The sequence below is a fragment of the Pseudohalioglobus lutimaris genome, from assembly GCF_002866825.1.
GTDB classification, from domain to species: Bacteria; Pseudomonadota; Gammaproteobacteria; order Pseudomonadales; family Halieaceae; genus Halioglobus; species Halioglobus lutimaris.
This window is the reverse complement of sequence record NZ_PKUS01000012.1, coordinates 20,286-40,852: the sequence shown is the minus strand read 5'-3', so window position 1 is coordinate 40,852 and position 20,567 is coordinate 20,286. Positions and strand designations below refer to the sequence as shown.

16 protein-coding genes are annotated in these 20,567 nt (G+C 58.2%); 5 read left to right on the top strand and 11 right to left on the bottom strand.

Translation table 11 applies throughout. From position 1 onward, the window contains the following. Positions 1-6 precede the first annotated feature (6 nt). The 3 genes from C0039_RS11325 to C0039_RS11315 form a co-directional block, all read right to left on the bottom strand. Positions 7-459 (bottom strand): c-type cytochrome, encoded by a 453-nt coding sequence (locus tag C0039_RS11325; protein WP_075999182.1) that lies wholly within the window; start codon positions 457-459, stop codon positions 7-9. Positions 460-572: 113 nt separating this feature from the next. Continuing rightward, entirely contained in the window at positions 573-2,654 is a 2,082-nt protein-coding gene (locus C0039_RS11320) for a TonB-dependent receptor plug domain-containing protein (protein ID WP_101518110.1), read from the bottom strand. Next, on the bottom strand, positions 2,651-3,091 hold the full coding sequence (locus C0039_RS11315) for a hypothetical protein (protein ID WP_133125985.1): 441 nt from the start codon (positions 3,089-3,091) through the stop codon (positions 2,651-2,653). The genes C0039_RS11320 and C0039_RS11315 overlap by 4 nt, the downstream gene beginning before the upstream one ends. 17 nt (positions 3,092-3,108) lie before the next feature. Between C0039_RS11315 and C0039_RS11310 the strand changes: the two genes are divergently transcribed. The 3 genes from C0039_RS11310 to C0039_RS11300 all read left to right on the top strand — a co-directional run bounded on the left by C0039_RS11310 (position 3,109) and on the right by C0039_RS11300 (position 6,927). Continuing rightward, positions 3,109-4,668, top strand: a complete 1,560-nt coding sequence (locus C0039_RS11310) for a 4Fe-4S binding protein (protein ID WP_075999185.1) — start codon at positions 3,109-3,111, stop codon at positions 4,666-4,668. Positions 4,669-4,772: 104 nt separating this feature from the next. Further along, positions 4,773-6,509, top strand: a complete 1,737-nt coding sequence (locus tag C0039_RS11305; protein WP_101518158.1) for a nitrite reductase — start codon at positions 4,773-4,775, stop codon at positions 6,507-6,509. A gap of 133 nt (positions 6,510-6,642) precedes the next feature. Continuing rightward, entirely contained in the window at positions 6,643-6,927 is a 285-nt protein-coding gene (locus tag C0039_RS11300) for a PqqD family protein (RefSeq protein ID WP_101518108.1), read from the top strand. 65 nt (positions 6,928-6,992) lie between these two features. Here the strand turns inward: C0039_RS11300 and C0039_RS11295 are convergent, their stop codons facing one another. From C0039_RS11295 to C0039_RS11260, 8 genes are all read right to left on the bottom strand, one after another. Beyond that, a complete protein-coding gene (locus C0039_RS11295; RefSeq protein ID WP_101518107.1) occupies positions 6,993-8,291 on the bottom strand; it encodes a TRAP transporter large permease in 1,299 nt (432 codons plus the stop codon). Continuing rightward, positions 8,291-8,740, bottom strand: coding sequence for a TRAP transporter small permease (locus tag C0039_RS11290; RefSeq protein WP_423810686.1), 450 nt, complete (start codon positions 8,738-8,740; stop codon positions 8,291-8,293). The genes C0039_RS11295 and C0039_RS11290 overlap by 1 nt, the downstream gene beginning before the upstream one ends. A 29-nt stretch (positions 8,741-8,769) precedes the next feature. Continuing rightward, positions 8,770-9,690 carry a TRAP transporter substrate-binding protein gene (locus C0039_RS11285; RefSeq protein ID WP_076002122.1) on the bottom strand — a complete coding sequence of 307 codons (921 nt, stop codon included), beginning with the start codon at positions 9,688-9,690 and terminating at the stop codon, positions 8,770-8,772. An 87-nt stretch (positions 9,691-9,777) separates the two neighbouring features. After that, positions 9,778-11,859 (bottom strand): glycoside hydrolase family 2 TIM barrel-domain containing protein, encoded by a 2,082-nt coding sequence (locus C0039_RS11280; protein WP_101518106.1) that lies wholly within the window; start codon positions 11,857-11,859, stop codon positions 9,778-9,780. 80 nt (positions 11,860-11,939) lie between these two features. Further along, complete coding sequence (locus C0039_RS11275; protein ID WP_101518105.1) at positions 11,940-13,832, bottom strand: DUF3604 domain-containing protein; 1,893 nt, start codon at positions 13,830-13,832, stop codon at positions 11,940-11,942. 10 nt (positions 13,833-13,842) lie between these two features. Further along, positions 13,843-16,107: a TonB-dependent receptor gene (locus C0039_RS11270; protein ID WP_165787105.1), complete on the bottom strand. Its 2,265-nt coding sequence runs from the start codon at positions 16,105-16,107 to the stop codon at positions 13,843-13,845. Positions 16,108-16,234: 127 nt separating this feature from the next. Continuing rightward, positions 16,235-17,419, bottom strand: a complete 1,185-nt coding sequence (gene uxuA / locus C0039_RS11265; protein WP_101518103.1) for a mannonate dehydratase — start codon at positions 17,417-17,419, stop codon at positions 16,235-16,237. A 20-nt stretch (positions 17,420-17,439) separates the two neighbouring features. Continuing rightward, positions 17,440-18,327, bottom strand: coding sequence for a sugar kinase (locus C0039_RS11260; RefSeq protein WP_101518102.1), 888 nt, complete (start codon positions 18,325-18,327; stop codon positions 17,440-17,442). A gap of 131 nt (positions 18,328-18,458) precedes the next feature. Here C0039_RS11260 and C0039_RS11255 point away from each other — a divergent pair, with 131 nt between their 5' ends. Together C0039_RS11255 and uxaC are read left to right on the top strand one after the other, a co-directional pair. Then, the gene (locus C0039_RS11255) at positions 18,459-19,148 is read left to right on the top strand and encodes a FadR/GntR family transcriptional regulator (RefSeq protein WP_075999193.1); all 690 of its coding nucleotides are present in this window, start codon (positions 18,459-18,461) and stop codon (positions 19,146-19,148) included. Positions 19,149-19,154: 6 nt separating this feature from the next. Next, positions 19,155-20,567, top strand: coding sequence for a glucuronate isomerase (uxaC, locus tag C0039_RS11250; RefSeq protein ID WP_075999194.1), 1,413 nt, complete (start codon positions 19,155-19,157; stop codon positions 20,565-20,567).

The window sequence follows — 20,567 nt, the reverse complement described above, 5'->3', positions numbered from 1 at the left end:
TGCACCTTAGCCCGCCGGGGTGGGCGGCCAGTCCTGGGTGTCGATGGAGTCTGTCCATTGCAGAAAATCGACCAGAGCTTCCAACTCGTCTTCGCTCAGATCAATTTTAGGCATGACACGACGATCAGGGATATTCAGGGGTTGTGCGCGAATCCAGCCTTTGAGCCCGGCGCGTGCTGCCTCAGGGTTGTCTCTCCCGCCATAGCGCGTCCACACATTGCCCAGCTCAGGGGCAAAGTAAGCGCCTTCACCGAGGATGCTGTGGCAGTTGATGCAGCTGTGCTCTTCCCAGACATGCTTGCCGCGTTTCACCTCCTCAGTGAGGGTCTCGCTATTGGTGGACACGTTCACCATGTACCAGTGGGTATGCGCCGTTAGGCCCGCAAACAATATAAAAAAGAACAGCGAGCCTCCATAAAAAATATTTCGTGCCGCTGATCTCGTGAGCACTTCGGACATTGGATTTCTCCCCGATTCTGTTTGTTAGTTGTGAGACTTAACCGGATTAACCGTGCAGTTTATAAACATGTACATGATATGCATTAAATGAAATTGCCGCAAGCCTGACGCTGTCATTTGATATTCCAGGTCAGCTTCATGGATGCGCTGCGACCGGGTGCAAGCAGGTTCTCGGCAGACTCCCGATAACGCCTGTCAAGCAGGTTCTGCAGATCCACTGCCAGCACAACACTTTCTCCCAGGCTCATGCCAACCGCTGCATTGATTGTCGACCAGCCACTGCGCGTGGTTTCGACAATGCCGCGGCGACCCGGCTCCTGCAGTTGCGATGCGCTTTCTCCGCGCAGGTAAAGGTCTGCCCATAAAGAGGACCATGCACCGGGCAGGCCAGGCTCCAGAACAAGGCCAGCTCGACCGGCGAGCGAGGGAATGCCTGTTTTCCAGGTATCGAAGTCGCCATAGTCGTTCTGGCGCTGCATCCAGGTCAGGTTCAGATAGGGCCGCAATCGCTGATCCTGATCTTGCCAGGCCAGGTACAGTTCAACACCGTAGGCTTTCGAAGAGCCGATATTGCGGTAGATTTTGTCATTGAAGCCAAGACATTCGTCGACCTCGGTGCAGAAAACATGATCGATATAGTCTTCGGAGTCGGCGTAGAATGCAGCGGTATCCACCGTCCACTGGTCACTCATCAAACGCCAGCCAAGCTCATAGTTAACGCTAGTTTCCGCCGTCAGGTCGCTCTGGGGGTTGATAAAGCTGGACCCGGCATAAGCGCCGGTCGCAAGCTGCATCAGGGAGGGGTACAGGTAACCTTCGGAAACATTGGCACGCAGCACACTGCCGCCCTGCAGCGTCCAGCTCAGCCCGGCTGAGGCGATCAGGTGGCTGTCTGAGTCGAGGGAGCCGGCACTCAAACCGGGCCGATCGCTTTCGTCCAACTCACCGTCTACCTGGTAATAACGCACGCCTGCCGTTGCTGTCAGCCGTTCGCTTACCGTCCAGCGGTCCTGGAGGAACAGTGCCAGCGTGCGTATATGTGCTTCATCCTCGATACGTTCGATGCCCGTTACCGCTGCCGGCGTCCAGGAGAAGGTATCGACCTGACGCGTCTGGTCTACATCATCATTACTGTATTGCAGACCACTGATCAGGCTGTGATCACCCAGCGGCAACCAGTCTGCCTGCACCAGTAAACCGTCGCTACGCAGAGTGCTTTGGGTATCGATGTCACGCTGGAAGAAAACCGTTGCGGTCTCAGTGACGAAATTGCGCAGGCTGTCCTGAACGAAGCCGGTAACCGTCAATCGATCCAGCGCATACGCACCGGGCTCCCAGTGGTAATCCACCGCAAACCGCTCGCGGTCACGCTGCGGCGTACTCAGCTTCAGATCCGTGACCGGAAACGTGGTGCGCACAGACTCCTCAACGAAAATCTCGGAGCTGGACTCGTAGCGATCCCAGGTCAGGGCGAGCGTATGGTTGCCTGCGGACTTTTCCAGAAACCCGTAATAGCCCTGGTTCTCAAACGCCGTGTTGTCGACACGGCCGTCCGGCGTGCGGCGCAGCCCGTGGTCACTGTCGGCACCGGCAAGGCGATAACTCCAGCCATCCACATTACCGTGCACGCTGGCAAAAAAGCTGTCCCCGCCTGTGGTGCCGTCATAGCCGCCTTTCACTGTGGCCTGCAACGGAGCGGTGCCACCCTTGAGGGTCATCAGGTTGGTGACTCCGCTCAGGGCTTTGGAGCCGTAAAGCACGGAGCCAGAGCCGCGTAAAACCTCAATACGGCTGATCATATCCGGGTGTATGGTCAGCGGTGTCCCCACCTCGCTATGATCCGCCAGTTCATGGCTGTCCACCAGAATTGCGCTGCGGCGGGAGTCCTCGCCGCGAATTCGGATGCGCTTCAGGCCGGCCTGCCCGGAATCAGAGACCTGTAATCCAGGCACATCGCGCAGAAAGTCGGCAACACCACTGCCGGTCATGCGGGAAAGATCCTCCGTGGTCAACACGGTCAGGCTTGCGCTGCTGTTCAGCAGCCGCTCTTCCACACGGCTGGCTGTAACCACCACTTCTTCCAGCTCCTGGGTGCCTACGGGGCCGCCAGCACTGTCCTGCGCCACTAGCATGAGAGTGGGTGCGAGGCCGCATAAGGTGGTGGTCCTGGCTGCTTTATACATCGTGCTTTTCATTTCATTTCCAAAGTTGGGGGACAGTGCTGGCTGTGTTCCAGTTGGGCCTTCAAAGTTGCGTCATCAAGACCCTGCCATGCTTGCAGCAGCGCCGCGTAATCCGGACAAGCACCTGCAGCGCTCTCCCCCGGGGGTTGGTAGATAAACCTGCATTTGCGCAACGTCTCGCCCAGCGCGGCGCGCGCCCCGGCGGGAACAGACCCGATGGGCGTGGTCAGCGCAACCAATGCGGCCTGACAGTCAACCTGCCAATGGCGCTCCATCGCTGCCCCGCTTGCGGTCAACCGCTCATTGACCAGTGCATCGTCTGCGGCGGTTGATGCTACACTGACCGGGACCGCCTGGCACCACGATAGAAGCAAAAGAAGCGCAAACCGATTCATACGCGCAGTAGACAGCAACACGCGCCACAATAAAATGATGCAAATCATTTGCATCTTATAAGAGCTTGCCTATGCTGGCCGCAATCCGCATTACAGGTGAATTTGTGTCTAACTGCCACTCAATAATACCAGGACTGCTGTGGGTAGTGGTGTGCCTGCTGCTGACCCCCGCGGCATCTCACGCAGTCAACCTGGCTGACGCACAGCGGCTGCTGCCCGGCGTAACGACCATCAGCCCGGTCGCTGCCGTCCCGGCTCTCCACGTTGCGAATGGCCCTGCGGGTTCGAAGGTGCTGCTGTTCCAGACCGACGACTTCGTCAATATACCAGCTTATTCGGGCTCGTCGATCAATCTGTTGGTTGCGCTCACCAGCGATGGCAAATTCGCCGGCATCGACCTGCTGTCACACCAGGAGCCCATTCTGGTCGTTGGCATCACCGACAACCATCTCAAGGCATTCGTCGATCAACTGGTCGGCAAACACTCCACCGACCGTATACGTGTGGGCGCGCGCAATCGGGAAGGCTATGTTGGCATAGATGGCCTGAGCGGGGCAACGATCACCGCCATGGTCATTACCCGTACGGTGACACTGGCCGCCGAACGCGCCCTGGCTGCCTATGCGGCCGAGACTGCAACCGCCCCCCTGGTACAGGATGCACCCCCGGAAACGACGACAGCGGTAGCTGCGGAGCCAGATTGGTACTGGAGCTGGGAGCAACACAAGCTACAGGTGATCGTGCTCGGTGCTGCGCTGACTGTACTGTTGCTGGTACTCTTTCTGCAGGACTGGTTAGTCAAGCGCAAGCTGTTTTTTCAGCGATTCCGCGTTGCCTGGATGCTATTCACCGTTATCTTTATTGGCTGGATCTGCCATGCACAGCTATCTGTCGTCAACCTGCTGGGATTCGCTCGCAATCTTGCCGGCGGTTTCTCGTGGGAGAGCCTGCTGCTGGACCCCGTCGTATTCCTGCTCTGGGCCTTCGTCGCGCTGAGCATACTGCTCTGGGGCCGCGGCGTTTATTGCGGCTGGTTATGCCCATTCGGTGCGGCCCAGGAGCTGCTTTCCAAATTATCCCGCAGCTGCGGCCTCGCCGGCTGGCAGATCCCCCACGCCCTGCATGAACGACTATGGGCTATAAAGTACCTGCTGTTGATTGCCATTTGCGGGCTCGCCCTGGACTCTATGGCCAACGCCGCGCGTCTTGCCGAGGTAGAACCGTTCAAAACAGTATTCGTCATGCAGTTTCAGCGACCACCTGCATTTGTTTTTTATGCGCTCGCGCTGCTCGCTCTAACGGTGTTGAACAGCAAGTTTTACTGTAAGTACCTGTGCCCCTTGGGGGCCGCATTGAGCTTCGTCACCCGTTTCAAGGTCTTTGACTGGTTACGCAGGCGGGTCGAGTGTGGCCATCCCTGTCAGACCTGCGCCCATGACTGCCAGATCGGCGCGATCAAACCAACCGGTGAGATTATCGACAACGAGTGCCACTACTGCCTGGATTGCCAGGTGACGTACTGGGATGAGCACCGCTGCCCGCCGATGGTGCGCAAACGCAAGAGACGCCAACAGCACCGTCCGGTTGCCGATACTGATACCGATGCCGTTATCGCCAGCGACTCGCAGTAGTGGCAGAACAGAAAATTGACCTTGGTCATGTTACCAAGGTAAAGATGTATATACTGTGCATCTATAAGGTGGCAATTGGTCGCCATATCGAAGAGGGAAAGAAAATGAAAAGCAAAGCATTAACGTGGAAGCGGCGCGCGGGAGCGGGCCTGGTCTCGATAACCCTGGGGCTCGCTGCAGCAAGCGCCATCGCTCAGGACAGCGACCACCCCGGTGTAACGCCCGGAGAAATGGCGTACAAAGGCGCCCCGGTACCCTCCGGTGAGATGAAGCGAGTAATCTCTCCCGGTGCACCCGATATGACCGAAGCGGAATTCGCAACGGCTACCAAACTATACTTCGAGCGCTGCGCCGGCTGTCACGGCGTATTGCGCAAAGGCGCCACCGGTAAGCCACTTACCCCGGACATCACCCAGGAGCGCGGTACGGAGTTCCTCAAGGCGCTGATCAACTACGGCTCGCCCGCCGGCATGCCCAACTGGGGTACCTCCGGCGACTTCTCTGAAGAAGAAGTCGACCTGATGGCGCGCTTCCTGCAGCACGAACCGCCCTCGCCGCCCGAGTGGGGCATGGCTGAAATGATGGACACCTGGGAAGTGCTGGTGCCTGAGTCTGAGCGTCCGAAAAAGCAGCAGCATAAGTACGATATCGACAACATCTTCTCGGTCACCCTGCGTGACTCAGGCGAAATTGCCCTGATTGATGGCGACAGCAAGGAAATCATCACCATCCTCGAGACCGGCTACGCAGTGCACATTTCCAGGGCTTCGCACTCGGGCCGCTATGTCTACACGATCGGGCGTGACGCCAAGATCGATATGATCGACATGTTTATGAACCCCCCGCAGCGTGTCGCCACGGTCAAGATAGGCCTGGAAGCGCGCTCCGTGGAAACGTCCAAGTTTGAGGGCTACGAGGACAAGATCGCGATTGCCGGTGCCTACTGGCCACCACAGTACGTTCTCATGAACGGCTCTGACCTCAAGCCGACCAAGATCGTTTCCACTCGTGGCATGACCGTGGACACACAGGAATACCACCCTGAGCCCCGGGTAGCGGCTATCGTCGCCTCTCACGAGCACCCCGAGTTCATCGTCAACGTAAAGGAAACCGGAAAAATCCTGCTGGTTGACTACAGCAATATCGAGGCCCTGTCGGTGACTACACTGGAGGCGGCACGATTCCTCCACGACGGAGGCTGGGATGCATCACACCGCTACTTCCTGACCGCGGCGAACCAGTCCAACAAGATTGCAGTAGTCGACTCCAAGGAAAGGAAGATCGCAGCGCTGGTTGACGCCGAAAAGATCCCCCACCCGGGCCGCGGTGCCAACATCATGGATCCCAAGTACGGGCCGGTCTGGATCACCTCCGCCCTGGGCAACGAGAACATGACGTTTATCGGCACAGACCCCAAGAAGCATCCTAAGCACGCCTGGAAAGTAGTGCGTACGCTGAAGGCGCAGGGTGGTGGTTCGCTGTTCGTGAAAACGCATCCCAAGTCGCGTAACCTCTGGGTCGACAACACCCTGCACCCGCAGGAAAGCGTGAGTCAGTCAGTCGCTGTCTACAATGTGGATGACCTGGAAGCCGGCTACGAAGTGCTGCCTATCGCCGAGTGGGCGGGTATCACGGAAGGTCCGGCGCGTGTCGTGCAGCCTGAGTACAACGCTGCAGGTGACGAAGTCTGGTTCTCGGTCTGGAACGGCATGGAACAGGAATCCGCCATTGTCGTAGTCGATGACAAGACCCGTAAGCTCAAGCACGTGATCAAAGATCCTCGCCTGGTGACTCCCACAGGTAAGTTCAACGTGTATAACACCCGCAAAGATATCTACTAAGCGGTATACAGGGAATGGGTGGCCTGCGGTGCAGGCCACCCTTTCTTTTTTCTGGCTACACCCCTGCACCGCCGCTTGATTTTCCCCGCTACTCAACGCAACCTGTGCTTCCGCAACGCACAGGCACACAGCGATGAACCTGAACCAGACCGTCGTTCTATCACCGGAAGTGATCTCCCAGGAAGTGTCCGGGGAGACAGTGCTGCTGGACCTCAACAGCGAGAACTACTTCGGGCTGGATGAGGTGGGCACGCGCATCTGGCAACTGATCCAGGAAACTGGCGAGTTGCAGGCGGTATACGACACGCTGCTGGCCGAGTACGAGGTGGCCCCCGAGCAACTGCTGCAGGACCTGGAGAAACTGCTGACTGACATTCAGGCTGCCGGGTTGGTTACCATCAACCCCGGCCAGCCATAGCGCTGCGCACGCGAACCCAGGACCCATTCAGGCGCCCTGTAGCCGCACGCGATATACCTGATCAACTAATCACCATACAAGCCGAACAACGCTGGCAACCATTCGGCGGTCGCAGGCACATAGGTGACAACCAGCAACACCAGGAACATCACCATATACATGGGCAGCAGCGGGCGGACTATGCGTGACACGGAAGTCCCGCCAATAGCACTGCTGACGAAAAGCAGGCTGCCCACCGGCGGAGAACACAGGCCAATACAAAGGTTCAGCACCAGTACGATACCGAAGTGCAGCGGCGACATACCCAGCTGTTCGACAACCGGCAGGAAGATCGGGGTAAAGATCAGCACGGCCGGGGTCATATCCAGAAAGGCACCGACCAGCAATAACGCAAGATTAATCAACAGTAGAATTACAATCGGGTTATCACTCAGGGATAACAGCCCCTCGCTGACCGCCTGCGGAATATTCTCATAGGCCAGCAGCCAGGACATGGCCGTGGAGGTGGCAATGAGGAGCATCACGATTGCCGTCGTCTCTGCTGATTTCAACAACAGCTTCGGCAAGTCCCCGATGGAGACTTCACGATAGACGATGACCGCCAGGAAGAAAGCATAGAGCACGGCAATGGCACCGGCTTCGGTGGCGGTGAATATACCGCCGACGATGCCGCCGATAATCAGCACGATCAACAGCAGGCTGGGCAGTGCGTCCAGGCAAGCCCGCAGTACTTCCATTGGAGAATGCGGCTGCCCTTTCGGCAAACCCTCACGTCGCACTCGCACCGCGCACAGCGCCATAAGTCCCAATGCCACCATAATGCCCGGAATGTACCCGGCCACAAACAGCGCCGCGATCGACACGCTGCCACTGGCCACGGCGTAAACGATAAGGATATTACTTGGGGGAATCAAAAGACCGGTGGTGGACGCCGTCGCTGTCAGCGCGGCGCTGAAGTCACGGTCGTGGCCCTCCTCGCGCATTGCGGGAATCATCACACCGCCCACTGCGGAAGTGGCCGCCACCGCCGAACCGGAGATAGCGCCAAACAGGGTGCAGGCAATCACGTTGACGAACGCAAGTCCGCCGGGCAGCCGCCCCAGCATGGCCCGCGCGAACTCGATCAGGCGACTGGCAATTCCACCCTGTGCCATCAGGTTACCCGACAGGATAAACAGGGGGATCGCCAGCAGGGCAAAGCTGTTCAACCCCCCGGCCATGCGCTGGGCAACCGTAGCCAGCGCCGGTCCCGGGTCTATGGTGAGCAGCAGCGTAGCCAGGGTGGCCAGGCCGATAGCAAAAGCGATGGGTATCCCTACGAAGAGCAGAATAGCCAACAGCACCAACAACATCACCAGGGACATCAGCCCGCCTCCTCGAAGAAGATATTAATCAGGGCGTAAACGGCAATGAGCACTCCGCTCAGGGGCAGCACCAGATAAACCAGCCCCATGGGCAGGCCCAGCGCAGCAGAGACCTGCTCCAGTTCCAGTGTCAGCAGCACCAGACGCAGACCCCCCGCGCACAACACAGCGAGGGCAAAGACCAGTACCGCGGCTGCGGCAAAAACACGCAGCCTGCGGACCCCTGCGCTTCCCAATGCGTTTTCCAGCAGATCAAGTCGCATGTGCGCTCCGGTGCGGTAGGCGTAAGCGGCGCCCAGCAGACCAATCCAGATCAGCAGGAAGCGGGCCAGTTCCTCGGTCCAGGAACTGGGGGCCTGCAAAAGATAGCGTGACACCACCTGCCAGGTCACGCTGAATACCAGGCCCAGCACCAGTAGTATCAGCAGCCCTCGCAGGGCGCAATCCAGGTAGTCCTGCAGCCTGCGCACAGTAGCGTTCAAGGCAGGTCCTCTATGTAACTCAACAAAGCCCCGGCGGGGGTGCCGCGGTAACTGTCGTGCATGGGTCTGACTGCCTCGCGAAAGGGTGCTTTATCGGGAACGATAACGGTCACGCCCGCCGCCTTGACCGCTCTCAAGGCGTCGTCTGTTGCCTGCCTCCAGAGCTCTTTCTGCAGCGCAACGGAGGCCTGCGCGGCAGTTTGCAGCCATTCGCGCTGCTGCGGCTGCAGAGTCTGCCAGACGTGCTCGCTCACCAGCAGGATATCCGGTACCTGTGTATGCTCATCCAGAGTGTAGTATTTTGAGGTCTCATAGTGGCGCGAGAGATAGAAACTGGGCGGATTATTCTCGGCGCCGTCGACAATACCCTGCTGCAATGCTGTATATAGCTCACCCCAGGCAATGGGCGTGGCCGCACCGCCCAGGGCCTCCACCATCTCCACCGAGGTCTGGCTCTTTTGCACACGAATTTTCTCACCCTGCAGATCTGTCGGGCTGTGAAGCGGTTTATCGGTCATATAAAAACTGCGACTGCCCGCATCGTAATAACCCAGCCCACGAAGGCGCACACTGCGCAGGCTAAGCAGCAACTCAAGACCCCTGTCACTCTCAAGAAAACGCCAGTAATGATCCTGGTCGCGAAACACATAGGGAATACTGAACACCTTGATCGCCGGAGCAAAGCCTTCCAGGGGACTGGCAGACACCTTGGTCATGGCCAGGCTGCCAATCTGCAACAGCTCAATCAATTCTCGCTCACCACCGAGTTGGCCGCTAGGGTGGATTTCCAGACGCATGCTGCCCTGTGAAAGCGCATCGAGCTCGGCAGCCATATATTCCATGGCCTGGTGCACCGGGTGGTTGGTATCCAGGGAGTGGGCCAGCTTAAGACGCTTGACCTGCTGCGCCTCCCCCATACATCCAGACAGCAGCAGGGTGAATACCAGCAGCACTGGCCCGATGGCGCGCCACAGGCCATCTGCCAGGCTTAGGTTCAATGCAGATTACTCGCTGGCGCTCTGGGCATAGAAGTCACGCAGCACATAGAAAGCCTTTTTCCGCTCACCCTTTTCCGACACCAGCCCCTTGCGGTTATAAATATCCTGAATACCGTTGAGAGGGCGCAGCGCACTGCGAAAATCCTTCAGTATCCACGGTGACAGGCCTTTGACCTGCTCGTTGCGCGCGAGCATATCCAGTTGGTGCTCGTAAACCCGCTGCTGGTACTCCTCGGACCATATCATGCCCGGGCCCTTGTCTGACACGTAACCTTTCTTCGCGCCGGCGCCGAACTCGGAGATAATAATCGGTTTACCAAAGACGTTGCGGAACCGAATATCCTTCATGATTTTGAAGATGAAATGCCGCGTGGTCGCCTCATCGACAGGCAGCATTTTGTTGAGGAACGCCGCGTAGTACCAACCGAAGTATTCGTTGTAGCCAATCACATCGACCACGTCGCCCAGTGGGTCTTCCAGCATAACTTCGATCTCGCCGTTGAGCACTGCGTCCATGTCGTCGATCAGTTGTGCCGCCATACCTTGCAAGTGCTGGTGCACTGCGGGGTCATCAAGGGTCGGATCGCGCAGCATTTCAGCCACCAGCCGCTTGATCACCGCGGTGAATTCCTCGGTAACGTTGCCGACCAGGGCAGCAGCCAGGGGGCGATTGCTGAGGTCAAGCGAGCGGGCACGTTCGGCGAGCTTCTGCAGGAATGCCAAGCGCTCGGCCGTCTGGGGCATGGTCTCATTGGCGATGGACCACATAACGATGGACGCGCGATTGAGATCGCGGTGCACGTTGTCAGTGATCTGCTGCAAGGCAACAGCCAGCGTATCCTCGTTGCTCCAGTCAATGTTGGACACGATGGGAATCTCACTCCACACCATCAATCCCATTTCATCCGCCGCGCGCAGCGTATGCTCGTTATGCGGGTAATGGGCAAGGCGGACGAAGTTGCCGTTAAGTTCCTTGATCAGGCCCAGCTGGGCTTCCGCATCGGCGCGGTCGTACGCAACGCCGGACTTGAGAAAAGACTCATCGTGCATGCTGATGCCACGCAGATAGACCGGCTCGCCATTGAGCAGGATCTCTGCACCGCGAACCTCAACACTGCGGAAACCGATGCGATCCTCAACGCCAAAACCCTCCCCGGAAATAGTCACCGGGTGCAGCACAGGTGTCTCGGGTGACCAGAGTGCGAGGTCGCTCTTGAATGAAACCTCTGCACGGCCGTTCTCGTCGGTGCGAGCGGAGACATTTACGCCACCCTTGCCCACCATAAATGATACTTCCCGATTTGCAGCAGCCGGACCGTCCAACTGAACCCAGGCTTTAAACTGACGAGTCTGCAGGTCTTCCAGGAAAACGTGATACTGGTGAACAAAAGTCTCCGCTACGGTAACCAGATGAACGTCGCGGGTGATACCGCCGTACTTGAAAAAGTCAGAGGTGTCGCGGGTTGGCACAGTCGACTCATCCAGCGAGGCATCAACTCGCACTACCAGGTGGTTACTGCCTTCTACTACCACATCGGTCACTTCGACATTGAACGGCACATAGCCGCCACGGTGAGTCGCCAGAGGCTTGCCGTTCAGATACACGTTGGCATTGTAATTCACACCATCGAAGTGCAGAAAGTAACGCTTCCCTGCCTCTGGCTTCAGGTCGACCGCACGCTGGTACCAGACGACTCCACGATAGCGAAACAACCGCTCGTCCTGACTATTCCAGTCACCGGGCACCTGCAGTTGACGTCGCGAATCGAAGCCGAACTCGACCAGCTCCATACCGGTCTGCTCTTGCGGAAGCGCATAATAAGCGCCGCCAAACAGTCCTCTGTCGCCCATATTGTGCTCATCAACGACAATGTTCCAGGCGCCATTAAGGGACGTTTTTTCACGGCCCTCAAGGTTGCTCATCAGGGGCGCGTTGGGTGGCAAGGACGGTACAGATGCGCCAAAGAGGGCCATCAAACCACTTTCTTTTTCGCTTTCAGCTGCCTGCAGCAGCTGTGCGGACAATGACATTATGAGTAGCGCGGTGAAAAACCGGCTCAATTGCTGAATCATTCTGGGTATCGACATGCCTGATCCTCAAGTTCTGGAAAGTAAGTTAAAAGCAAATTTGCTGTCTGGGCCGCTGGCACATTGAAACGAATCGAACGTCACAACGATGCACCCGAAGTCCATATAGGTGAACTCCAGGCACGCTCCTGCAAGGTCGCTGGCGCGATGTCGTCACAGCACCCGGCAAACGCGGGGGGTACATCGTCTGGATTGTCACAGCGCACGCCATTGGCACTGCAAATCCGCTGTTGCCATCGGCACGATGGATTCTCCACTGCGCGGGCGTAGTAATACGCGCTCTGCCCGGGGGTGTAATCAGGATCCGCCCACACCGCACAGAGCTGGGCAAAGCCGCTACCGCGCTGTTCACACGTTTCTATATCGACTGCGGCGCCGTTGTTGGCATCACCCGCAATTTCGTAGACCTGCTCCCGCGATCCACCGTCTTCATCCACCCAGCCTTTGATGATCTGTATGCGCTGCAATGGCGTGCCTGGCAGATCTTCTGCGCCTTCATCCTGCACCGCAGAGGCCAGAAATACGGGCGCGACGTCACCTGTGGACAATTCTCCACCCATGGGCACGCCCAGGGCGTAACCCTGCTCAAGCATGTCGGCGCGTTCGCATAAATCCGCGGGAAGGTCCCTGCCGCCGAAAAAACGTAAACCGATACGTGTACCGCTGGTACCGTATGCCTCTCTACGCTGCATGGCGGCGAACAACGCCTCGCGCGTGTTTTCCTCCGCATAGAGTACCGCCAGTCCACCGGGATTCTGTTCTACCCGGTCGGGCAACTGTGGCAGGGAGCCATCACCCTCAATCTGCTGCGCACCATGATTACCCTGGTAACGGTTCTCTTCCACCGCGCCCGCTGCCCCGATATGGGTGTCAGTGCTGCCAATGAATCCGGGCGTGAAGGGATTGGTGCCCAACTGTGACTCAAGGCGCAAGCCCTCGCGCAAGGCCTCGCGCAAATAGCGGCTATCGTTCGCAGGCGGCTCTCGAAATAACTCGACATACTTGCCAAGGAAACTGCTGTAGGGCAGCTTTTCAAAACCACAGAGCTCATCTGCCGCGAAGTAGCATTCGGAGCCACCTTTGTGCTGAACAATCTCCGCCAGGCGTTCGTAGCGGCTTCTTCGCTCAGCTACCGAAGGCGTCATGCTGGTACCGTCACTCATCAGCGCGGAGTACATGCGCCCACCGCTCAAGTTGGAGTTGTGGGGAATGGTGATCGCCTCGCAATCCTGCACGCTATCCCTGCACTGCTGGTCGAGCTGGGCCCAGAGGTCTTCCACCCACGGTGCATCCAGCGCACTGATGGGACGTGCCGGCACGCGCTCACCGCGAAATATCACGTTGCGATGCATGTTGGCGCCTTTGAGTGTTCCGCTCCACTCATAGCCAACAAACGTGGTGAACGCACATTCATCCTGGTGGTCAGCCGCGGCTTTGATAGTGTCCTGCCACACGTCGATGGTTGCCGCGGCGCAGGACGCCGAGCTCTCTTCACACAGGGGGCTGATGCCCGGAACCCAACTGCCTATGCGGCGCAGCGCATCCACCAATAGCTGATTGCGACCACAGCTCCAGGCCCCGAATTCGGGCGCATCGGGGTCCGAACAGACGCGCACCATGTCCATATTTTCAGCGTGATCGGTGACAATGGCGAAATCCAGGGGACGCGCCAACTGGGTTGAACGAAGGCTGTCGCCCCGTTCGTCAAAAGGTGGCAGCTTGATGCGCGCACCTCTGGCGAACCGATAGGCATCAGAGGGTGTAGCCCTGGAAGCCCCCATACGCCAGTTGGCATCCTGGGAGAAGCTGGTGTGCACATGCGTGTCACCAAAGTGAGCTCGACGAACATCAGTATAGTCCGCGCAAGGGTCGCCGACAGCGCTCAAAGGCAACAGCAACAAACAAGCCCCTATTGCTGCGCCAAACCCTCGCTGCAGTGTCACCACAAACCCGTGCGCGCCCGGACTTCTCACAGCATCACCTTCAGAGGTTGAATTTCAACCGGATACCGTAATAGCGCTGGGAATCCCTGGGCAGGCTCTGCGCCAACGCAGTTTTACCACCAAAGAGCTGCCGGAGATCGGTTACAACGTTGCGGTAACTCTCATCGGCGATGTTGTTCACAAAGAAGGTGATGCGATAGAGGTCCGAGTCCTTTTCATTGATACCGAAACTGGCATTGGCCACCCCGTAGCTGTCCTGTACCGCCAACGGGTTATTGGTAATGCCGTAGTGCACCTCATCCTGCCACGTATAGCTAACGTTGAAGAATCCATGGAACGGCATGCTGGCCAATTCGAGGTGGTAGTTTGCCGCCAGGTTGTACTTCCAGTCAGGTGCATTGGGCAGGCCTGCGCCCTCCAGGTTCTGGGTACTGTTTACACAACCCGCTGCTTCGGTCTGGCCAGAATAACAGGGCGCGCCATCGAAACGCATAATTTCAGTGTCAAGGAAGGCTGCACCAAACTGCACAGTCAGGTTCTGGCCAAGCAGGAGGATGCCATCCAGTTCCAGGCCCTGGGTTTCAAGTTCCCCCACATTGCGCAGTTTGTTAAGGAAATCCCCTTCCGGCGTAATGATCGTATTCTGTGCCTGAAAATCCTCGTACTCGGTATAGAAAAGCGTGGCATTTAACTGCAGCCGCTGGTCCCAGAGCGTGGATCTGACACCCAGTTCAAATGCGTCGGATTTTTCCGGCGCCACAGGCGCGTCGGCATCCGCCTGCGTGAACCCGGTCACCACATTGTAGGCCTGGCCCTTATAGCCCTGTGCGTAGCGCGCATAGAGCATGACGTCGTCCTGGACAAAATACTGCAGGGACAGGTTTCCAAGGATCTCGGAATCACTGTCATCACCCTTGACCTTGCCATCATCAGTGGCCAGATTATTAATGTAATCAATAGATATTTCTTCGTCGTTCCAGCGCAGGCCCGCCGTCAGCTGCAAGCTCTCGGTGAATCGCCAGTTAAATGTACCGAACAGGGCCACGCTCTCTGTCGTCGCAGTTGCGTTCCAATCGGACGGCAAAATAGGTAACCCCTGGTTGCGCACGAAGCTCCGGTCGGTTTCGGCATCGGCGTAATAGAGTCCCACCAGGTAATCGTAACGGTCGTAAACCGGGGAGCTCAGGCGGAATTCCTGGGAGACAAAGTCTGTATCGACTTCAGAATCAGCGCGAAAACCGCCGCTGACTGCCCCGCCGGTGAAAAACCCGAGCACATCCACATCGGAAAAATCCACGTCCTGAACGTTTTCGTAGTTCCAGTTATCGTAGGCACTGATGGAGGTGAGAGTGAACTCCCCGAGATCGACTATAAAGCGGGCGTTGTAACCGGTGTTCTCTGCTGTCGAATCAGGGATATCGTCGCGACGAACGTCGCGGTTTTCATCGGAAGGCACAATCCCGGGGGCAACTTCACCGGGTACAAAGCCAAACACCCTGGCCTCAGGGTCCAGCTCGACCCAGCTGAACGCGCAGCAGGTGGTTTCATCTTTACTGTAATAAGCGCCGAAATCCGCCTGCACCGCATCACTGATGTCCCAGCGCAACTTGCCGCGCAATCCCTGGCTTTCTTCTTCATTGATCTCGTCGTTGTTGGTGAGGTTGTCTAGATATCCATCAAGCTCACTCCAGTGGCCGCTAAGGCGGTACCTCAAATCAGGCGTAACGGGCCCTGAAACTGACGCGGTCACACGCTGTTCATTGTCGTCGGTTGCCGTGAGTTCCAGTCCCGCTTCAAACTCTTCCGCCGGTGCTTTGGTAACGACATTGATGAGACCCGCCGAGGCGCTTTTGCCAAACAACGTGCTCTGGGGGCCGCGTAAAACCTCGATGCGCTCGATATCAACCAGGCTGGTCAGCGACTGCCCCGCCTGCACAGTGCTGACATCGTCTATGACCACCGCCACGCTGGTTTCTACACCGATACTGAATACGCTGGTGCCCACTCCCCTGATCGAAAAGCCGGAATTCTGTTTGTTGTCACCCTGCCCGTAGGTGAGCGAGGGTGAGAGCTTCACCAGATCGGTGGTATTGGCAACGCCGGCATTGACCAGGGCATCGCCAGTGATAGCGGTGATACCCATGGGTACATCCTGAACACTCTCTGCCCGTTTCTGGGCCGTGACAACGACCTCTTCAAGAACCCGTGCGTCCTGCGCCATACCTGGCAGGGACAGCAAGATGGCAGCGAGCGCAAGACTCAGCAGGGTTGGTTGGCTCACGGTGGGGGTTCGCGGTGTGATCATTGGGTTATTTCTCCCTGGGCGCGGCATTAGAGCTGCGGTGTTTTTATATTAGTCGTCATATGGCCAAGTGGCCTGACCAATATAGGTTTGATCCCCGGGGCTGTCAACCCGCAGGGCAAGCGACCTGCTAGGGCGTCCGGTTACGCATGCTCTCCATTGCACACATAACGCCTCGCAGTTCCGCGAGACCTTTCATTCTGCCAACGTAGGAGTACCCGGGGTTTACAGCACCAGAGGCCTCGCCCTCCATCAAGTGCCCATGGTCGGGGCGCATCGGAATGCGATCCGACCTGCCCTCGTCCTCGCGCCTGCGCTCCTCGTCCAGCAAAGCGCCGATCAAACCCACCATGTCGTTGTCCCCGTCAAGGTGATCAGACTCGTAAAAGGAGCCGTCTGCCTCGCGGCGAACGTTACGCAGGTGCACAAAGTGAATCACAGGACCAAACTCGCGCACCATACCCACAAGATCATTGTCGGCGCGTGCTCCAAAAGAACCGGCACACAGTGTGAGCCCGTTACAGGGACTGGGGACACGATCCAGGATAGCGCGCGCATCATCAGCCGTAGACACCACTCTGGGCAGGCCAAACAGGGTAAACGGGGGATCGTCGGGGTGAATGCACAAGCGCACTCCCGCCTCTTCCGCCACGGGTACAACCTCATCCAGAAACGCATAGAGGTTACTGCGCATACCCTCTGTACCAAGCTCAATAAACTGGGCGATGGCGGTCTTGATGCCCTCGCGGTCGTAGGAGCCCTCTCCGCCGGGCAGGCCGGCAATGATGTTTTGCTCCAGCAGCGCCCTCTCGGCTGCAGACATCGCGTCAAAGCGCTGCCGCGCCTTTTCCAGCAGCACCGGATCGTAATCCGCGATTGCGCCATCTCGCTGCAGCATATACACATCGTAGGCCGCGAAATCGGTCATCTCAAAACGCAACGCTTGTGCGCCATTGGGCAAGCTGTAGCTGAGGCTGGTCCGGGTCCAGTCAACCACAGGCATAAAGTTGTAGCACACCACCTCAATGCCCGCCTCGCCGATGCGACGCAGTGACTGCTTGTAATTGTCTATCAGCTGAATGTAGTTTCCGCTGCGGGTCTTGATATCGTTGTGAACGGGCAAACTTTCCACAACTGCCCAGTTCATGCCGTGAGCTTCGATTTCCGCCTTGCGCTGCAGCACGTCCTGCTGCGGCCAGACTTCGCCCGTGGGCACGTGGTGTAGCGACGTGACCACACCCGTGGCACCCGCCTGCACAATGTTGCGCAGACTTATGGGGTCATCGGGACCAAACCATCGCCATGTTTCCTGCATATCTTCTCTTCCTTATCCTGCTATTCGTCGCGGGGAATAATGGCACCGCGATGCTGCACCACCCTGGCGCTGAGTGCCTGGGCGTGGGCAATTGATTCGCCAATACCCGCGCCGCATAATCGTTGGGCCATATAGGCTGCATTGAAGGCATCCCCGGCACCTGTAGTATCGATGGCGTCCACCCTGTCCGCCCGGCTCTGGTATTGCTCGCCTTCGCTACTCACATAAGCCGTTAAGCCATTGCCCTTGATCACAACCTCCGCCGCCCCCTGTTCGCGATAAAACGCCTGACTCGCTGACGGGTCATCGATATCCCATAACAAGGCATCGTCTTCCGAGGTTGCAAATATCATGTCACAGAGGGGCAATACCGCCAGGTAGTGACGCTGCGCCATGGCGCGTTCGCCCCACAACGCAGGGCGATAGTTGGGATCAAAAGCAATTCGGGTGCCCCGGGAACGCAGCTGCTCCAGCATTGCCACCAGATTGTCCAGGCCGGCAGCGGTCACCGCCAGGGTGATGCCGCTGAAGTAGAACACGTCTGGAGGCGACACCTCAGGTACCGTGTCGAAAAGCTCTCTGGCGGGGCTGGCGGAGCGCCAGTAACTGAACTGGCGCTCTCCCTGTTCGTCATTGCTGATCATGTACAAGCCGGGCACACGTCCCGGTGAGATAGCAACGCTATCCGTATCGACACCCTCAAGACGCATTTGTGCGAGAGCCGCTGAAGACAGTGCGTCATCGCCCAGGCGGGTGAGATAACGCACCTGTAGGCCGGCACGAGCCAGATAGACGGCGGTATTGAAGGTGTCGCCGGCAAAGCCCTGCTGATAGAGCCGCTCACCGGCGGCGGGCGCCAACTCAACCATTACCTCCCCCGCACAACAGATAGTTTCTTCGCCGGTCATCGAATCCTCTGTACACTTGACGGCTTGCGCCGGCCTCTGAGATGATAATTGGCCATACCAATTTACCAGTCTGCACGACGTCGCCAGGTTTGGCAAGACGCGAACCGACTACTGACACCATAAAGGCCCAGATGGAAATTAAAGCGGTAAAAACCCGTCGCCTGTACCTGCAGGTCGCCGAGCAGCTGGTGGCCGTCATCCAGAGCGGCAGTATCGGCGCTGGCGAACGGTTACCCGCGGAACGGGATCTGGCAGAACGTTTCGGCGTCAGCAGACCCACCATACGCGAGGCCATGATCGCCCTGGAGATTGCCGGCCTGGTGGAAATCCGTTCCGGCTCGGGTGTTTACGTGGTCGACAACAGCGCGCCCTTCACGCCGGTAGCGGCGGATCAGGGCCCGGGCCCCTTCGAGATCCTTGAGGCCCGCCGCCTGTTCGAAGGCGAGGCCTGCGCATTGGCAGCTGAGCGCATCACCAACGAACAGATCGCCAGCTTAAAGAGCCTGCTGGCGGAGATGGAGCAAGAGAACCGGCAACATGGCGCGCAGGAAAAGGCCGACCAGCAATTTCACTGCTTGATTGCCGAAGCGGCGGGCAACAGCGCAATCAGCGCCACGGTGAACTGGTTGTGGCAGTTACGTAACGAATCCGAAATCAGCCAACGCTTTCACCAACGCGTGCGCGAAGAAGGGATAAAACCCATCATCGAGGATCACCGCCGGATATTACAGGCGCTGGAAGAGCGCGACCCTGCCAGCTCCCGCCGCGCGATGGCCGCCCACCTGCAGCGGGTAATAGATCACCTGCTCGAATCACAGTGAGTTAACGTGACATCTTCTGCACTCCACCCGGACCGACTCTTCAGCAGCGACAGCCGGCAGCGCGAAATAGCAAGGGAACTCTATGGGACGGTGCGCACGCTGCCCATCATCAGTCCCCATGGCCATACCGACCCCAACTGGTTCGCCGATAACAAGCCTTTCCCCAATGCCAGCGAGTTGCTGATCAAACCTGACCACTACCTGCTGCGCATGCTTTACAGTAAAGGTGTCAGTCTCGCCAGCCTGGGCTTGCAGCCTGCTTGCGGCGGCCCCTGCGAAGAGAACCCGGAGCAGGTCTGGCAAACTTTCGCCGACCACTATTACCTGTTTCGCGGCACGCCCACTCGCTTGTGGATGGACCACGTGCTCGGGGAGGTATTCGGGATTGAGCGGCAACTGGACAGCCAGACAGGTGCTGACATCTACGCGGAGATAAACCGGCAGCTTGCAACCCCGGCCTTTCTGCCACGGGCATTGCTGGATCGCTTCAATATTGAGGTGATCGCCACCACCGAATCGCCCCTGGACTCACTACAGGCACACGGCAAACTGCGGGACGCACTAGGCGCGGGCCGGGTCATTACCGCCTACCGGCCCGACCCGGTAGTGGACCCGGATTACGAAGGATTCTCGCGCAATATCGAGCAATTTGAAGCGATTTCCGGTGAGGATTGCGGCAGCTATGCGGGCTACCTCAGGGCACACCGGGAGCGACGGCTGTACTTCCGGGAAATGGGCGCAACCTCCACCGATCACGGTCACCCCAGCGCGCGCTGTGAAGACCTGACCCCGGCCCAGTGCGAAAAGCTTTACCAGGGCGCATTGCGCGGCGAGTTAAATGCCGAGCAAGCAGATCAGTTTCGCGGCCAGCTACTGACCGAGATGGCGCTGATGAGCCTGGATGACGGACTGGTGATGCAGCTGCACCCCGGCGTATACCGCAATCACAACCCCGCGCTGTTCGCGGACTTTGGGCGCGACCGTGGCGCCGATGTCCCGCTGGCTGGTGAGTTTGTGCGCAACCTGAAACCCCTGCTGGACCGGGTCGGCAACCACCGTGACTTCACCCTGATCCTGTTCACCCTGGACGAGACCACTTATGCCAGAGAACTGGCCCCTCTTGCCGGCCACTACCCGGCCCTGCTGCTGGGCCCGCCCTGGTGGTTTCACGACAGCCCTGAGGGCATGTTGCGTTACCGGCAGCAGGTAACGGAAACAGCAGGGTTCTATAACACTGCCGGGTTTAACGACGACACGCGCGCGTTCCTTTCCATTCCGGCCCGCCATGACGTGGCCCGGCGCATGGACTGCCGCTTCCTGGCGCAACTGGTGGCAGAACACCGGCTGGAGATGAATGAGGCTGCCGAACTGGCGCAGGACCTCACCTGCAACCTCGCCCGGCGAGCATACCGGCTTTGA

What these genes read in the sequence shown, in the direction of transcription:
- C0039_RS11255 (WP_075999193.1), top strand. Translation starts at nt 18,459, where the DNA reads ATGGAAATTAAAGCGGTAAAAACCCGTCGCCTGTACCTGCAGGTCGCC.
- C0039_RS11310 (WP_075999185.1), top strand. Translation starts at nt 3,109, where the DNA reads ATGCTGGCCGCAATCCGCATTACAGGTGAATTTGTGTCTAACTGCCAC.
- C0039_RS11320 (WP_101518110.1), bottom strand. Translation starts at nt 2,654, where the DNA reads ATGAAAAGCACGATGTATAAAGCAGCCAGGACCACCACCTTATGCGGC.
- C0039_RS11270 (WP_165787105.1), bottom strand. Translation starts at nt 16,107, where the DNA reads ATGATCACACCGCGAACCCCCACCGTGAGCCAACCAACCCTGCTGAGT.
- C0039_RS11300 (WP_101518108.1), top strand. Translation starts at nt 6,643, where the DNA reads ATGAACCTGAACCAGACCGTCGTTCTATCACCGGAAGTGATCTCCCAG.
- C0039_RS11260 (WP_101518102.1), bottom strand. Translation starts at nt 18,327, where the DNA reads ATGACCGGCGAAGAAACTATCTGTTGTGCGGGGGAGGTAATGGTTGAG.
- C0039_RS11315 (WP_133125985.1), bottom strand. Translation starts at nt 3,091, where the DNA reads ATGCAAATGATTTGCATCATTTTATTGTGGCGCGTGTTGCTGTCTACT.
- C0039_RS11295 (WP_101518107.1), bottom strand. Translation starts at nt 8,291, where the DNA reads ATGTCCCTGGTGATGTTGTTGGTGCTGTTGGCTATTCTGCTCTTCGTA.
- uxuA (WP_101518103.1), bottom strand. Translation starts at nt 17,419, where the DNA reads ATGCAGGAAACATGGCGATGGTTTGGTCCCGATGACCCCATAAGTCTG.
- C0039_RS11285 (WP_076002122.1), bottom strand. Translation starts at nt 9,690, where the DNA reads ATGGGGGAGGCGCAGCAGGTCAAGCGTCTTAAGCTGGCCCACTCCCTG.
- C0039_RS11325 (WP_075999182.1), bottom strand. Translation starts at nt 459, where the DNA reads ATGTCCGAAGTGCTCACGAGATCAGCGGCACGAAATATTTTTTATGGA.
- C0039_RS11305 (WP_101518158.1), top strand. Translation starts at nt 4,773, where the DNA reads ATGAAAAGCAAAGCATTAACGTGGAAGCGGCGCGCGGGAGCGGGCCTG.
- C0039_RS11280 (WP_101518106.1), bottom strand. Translation starts at nt 11,859, where the DNA reads ATGTCGATACCCAGAATGATTCAGCAATTGAGCCGGTTTTTCACCGCG.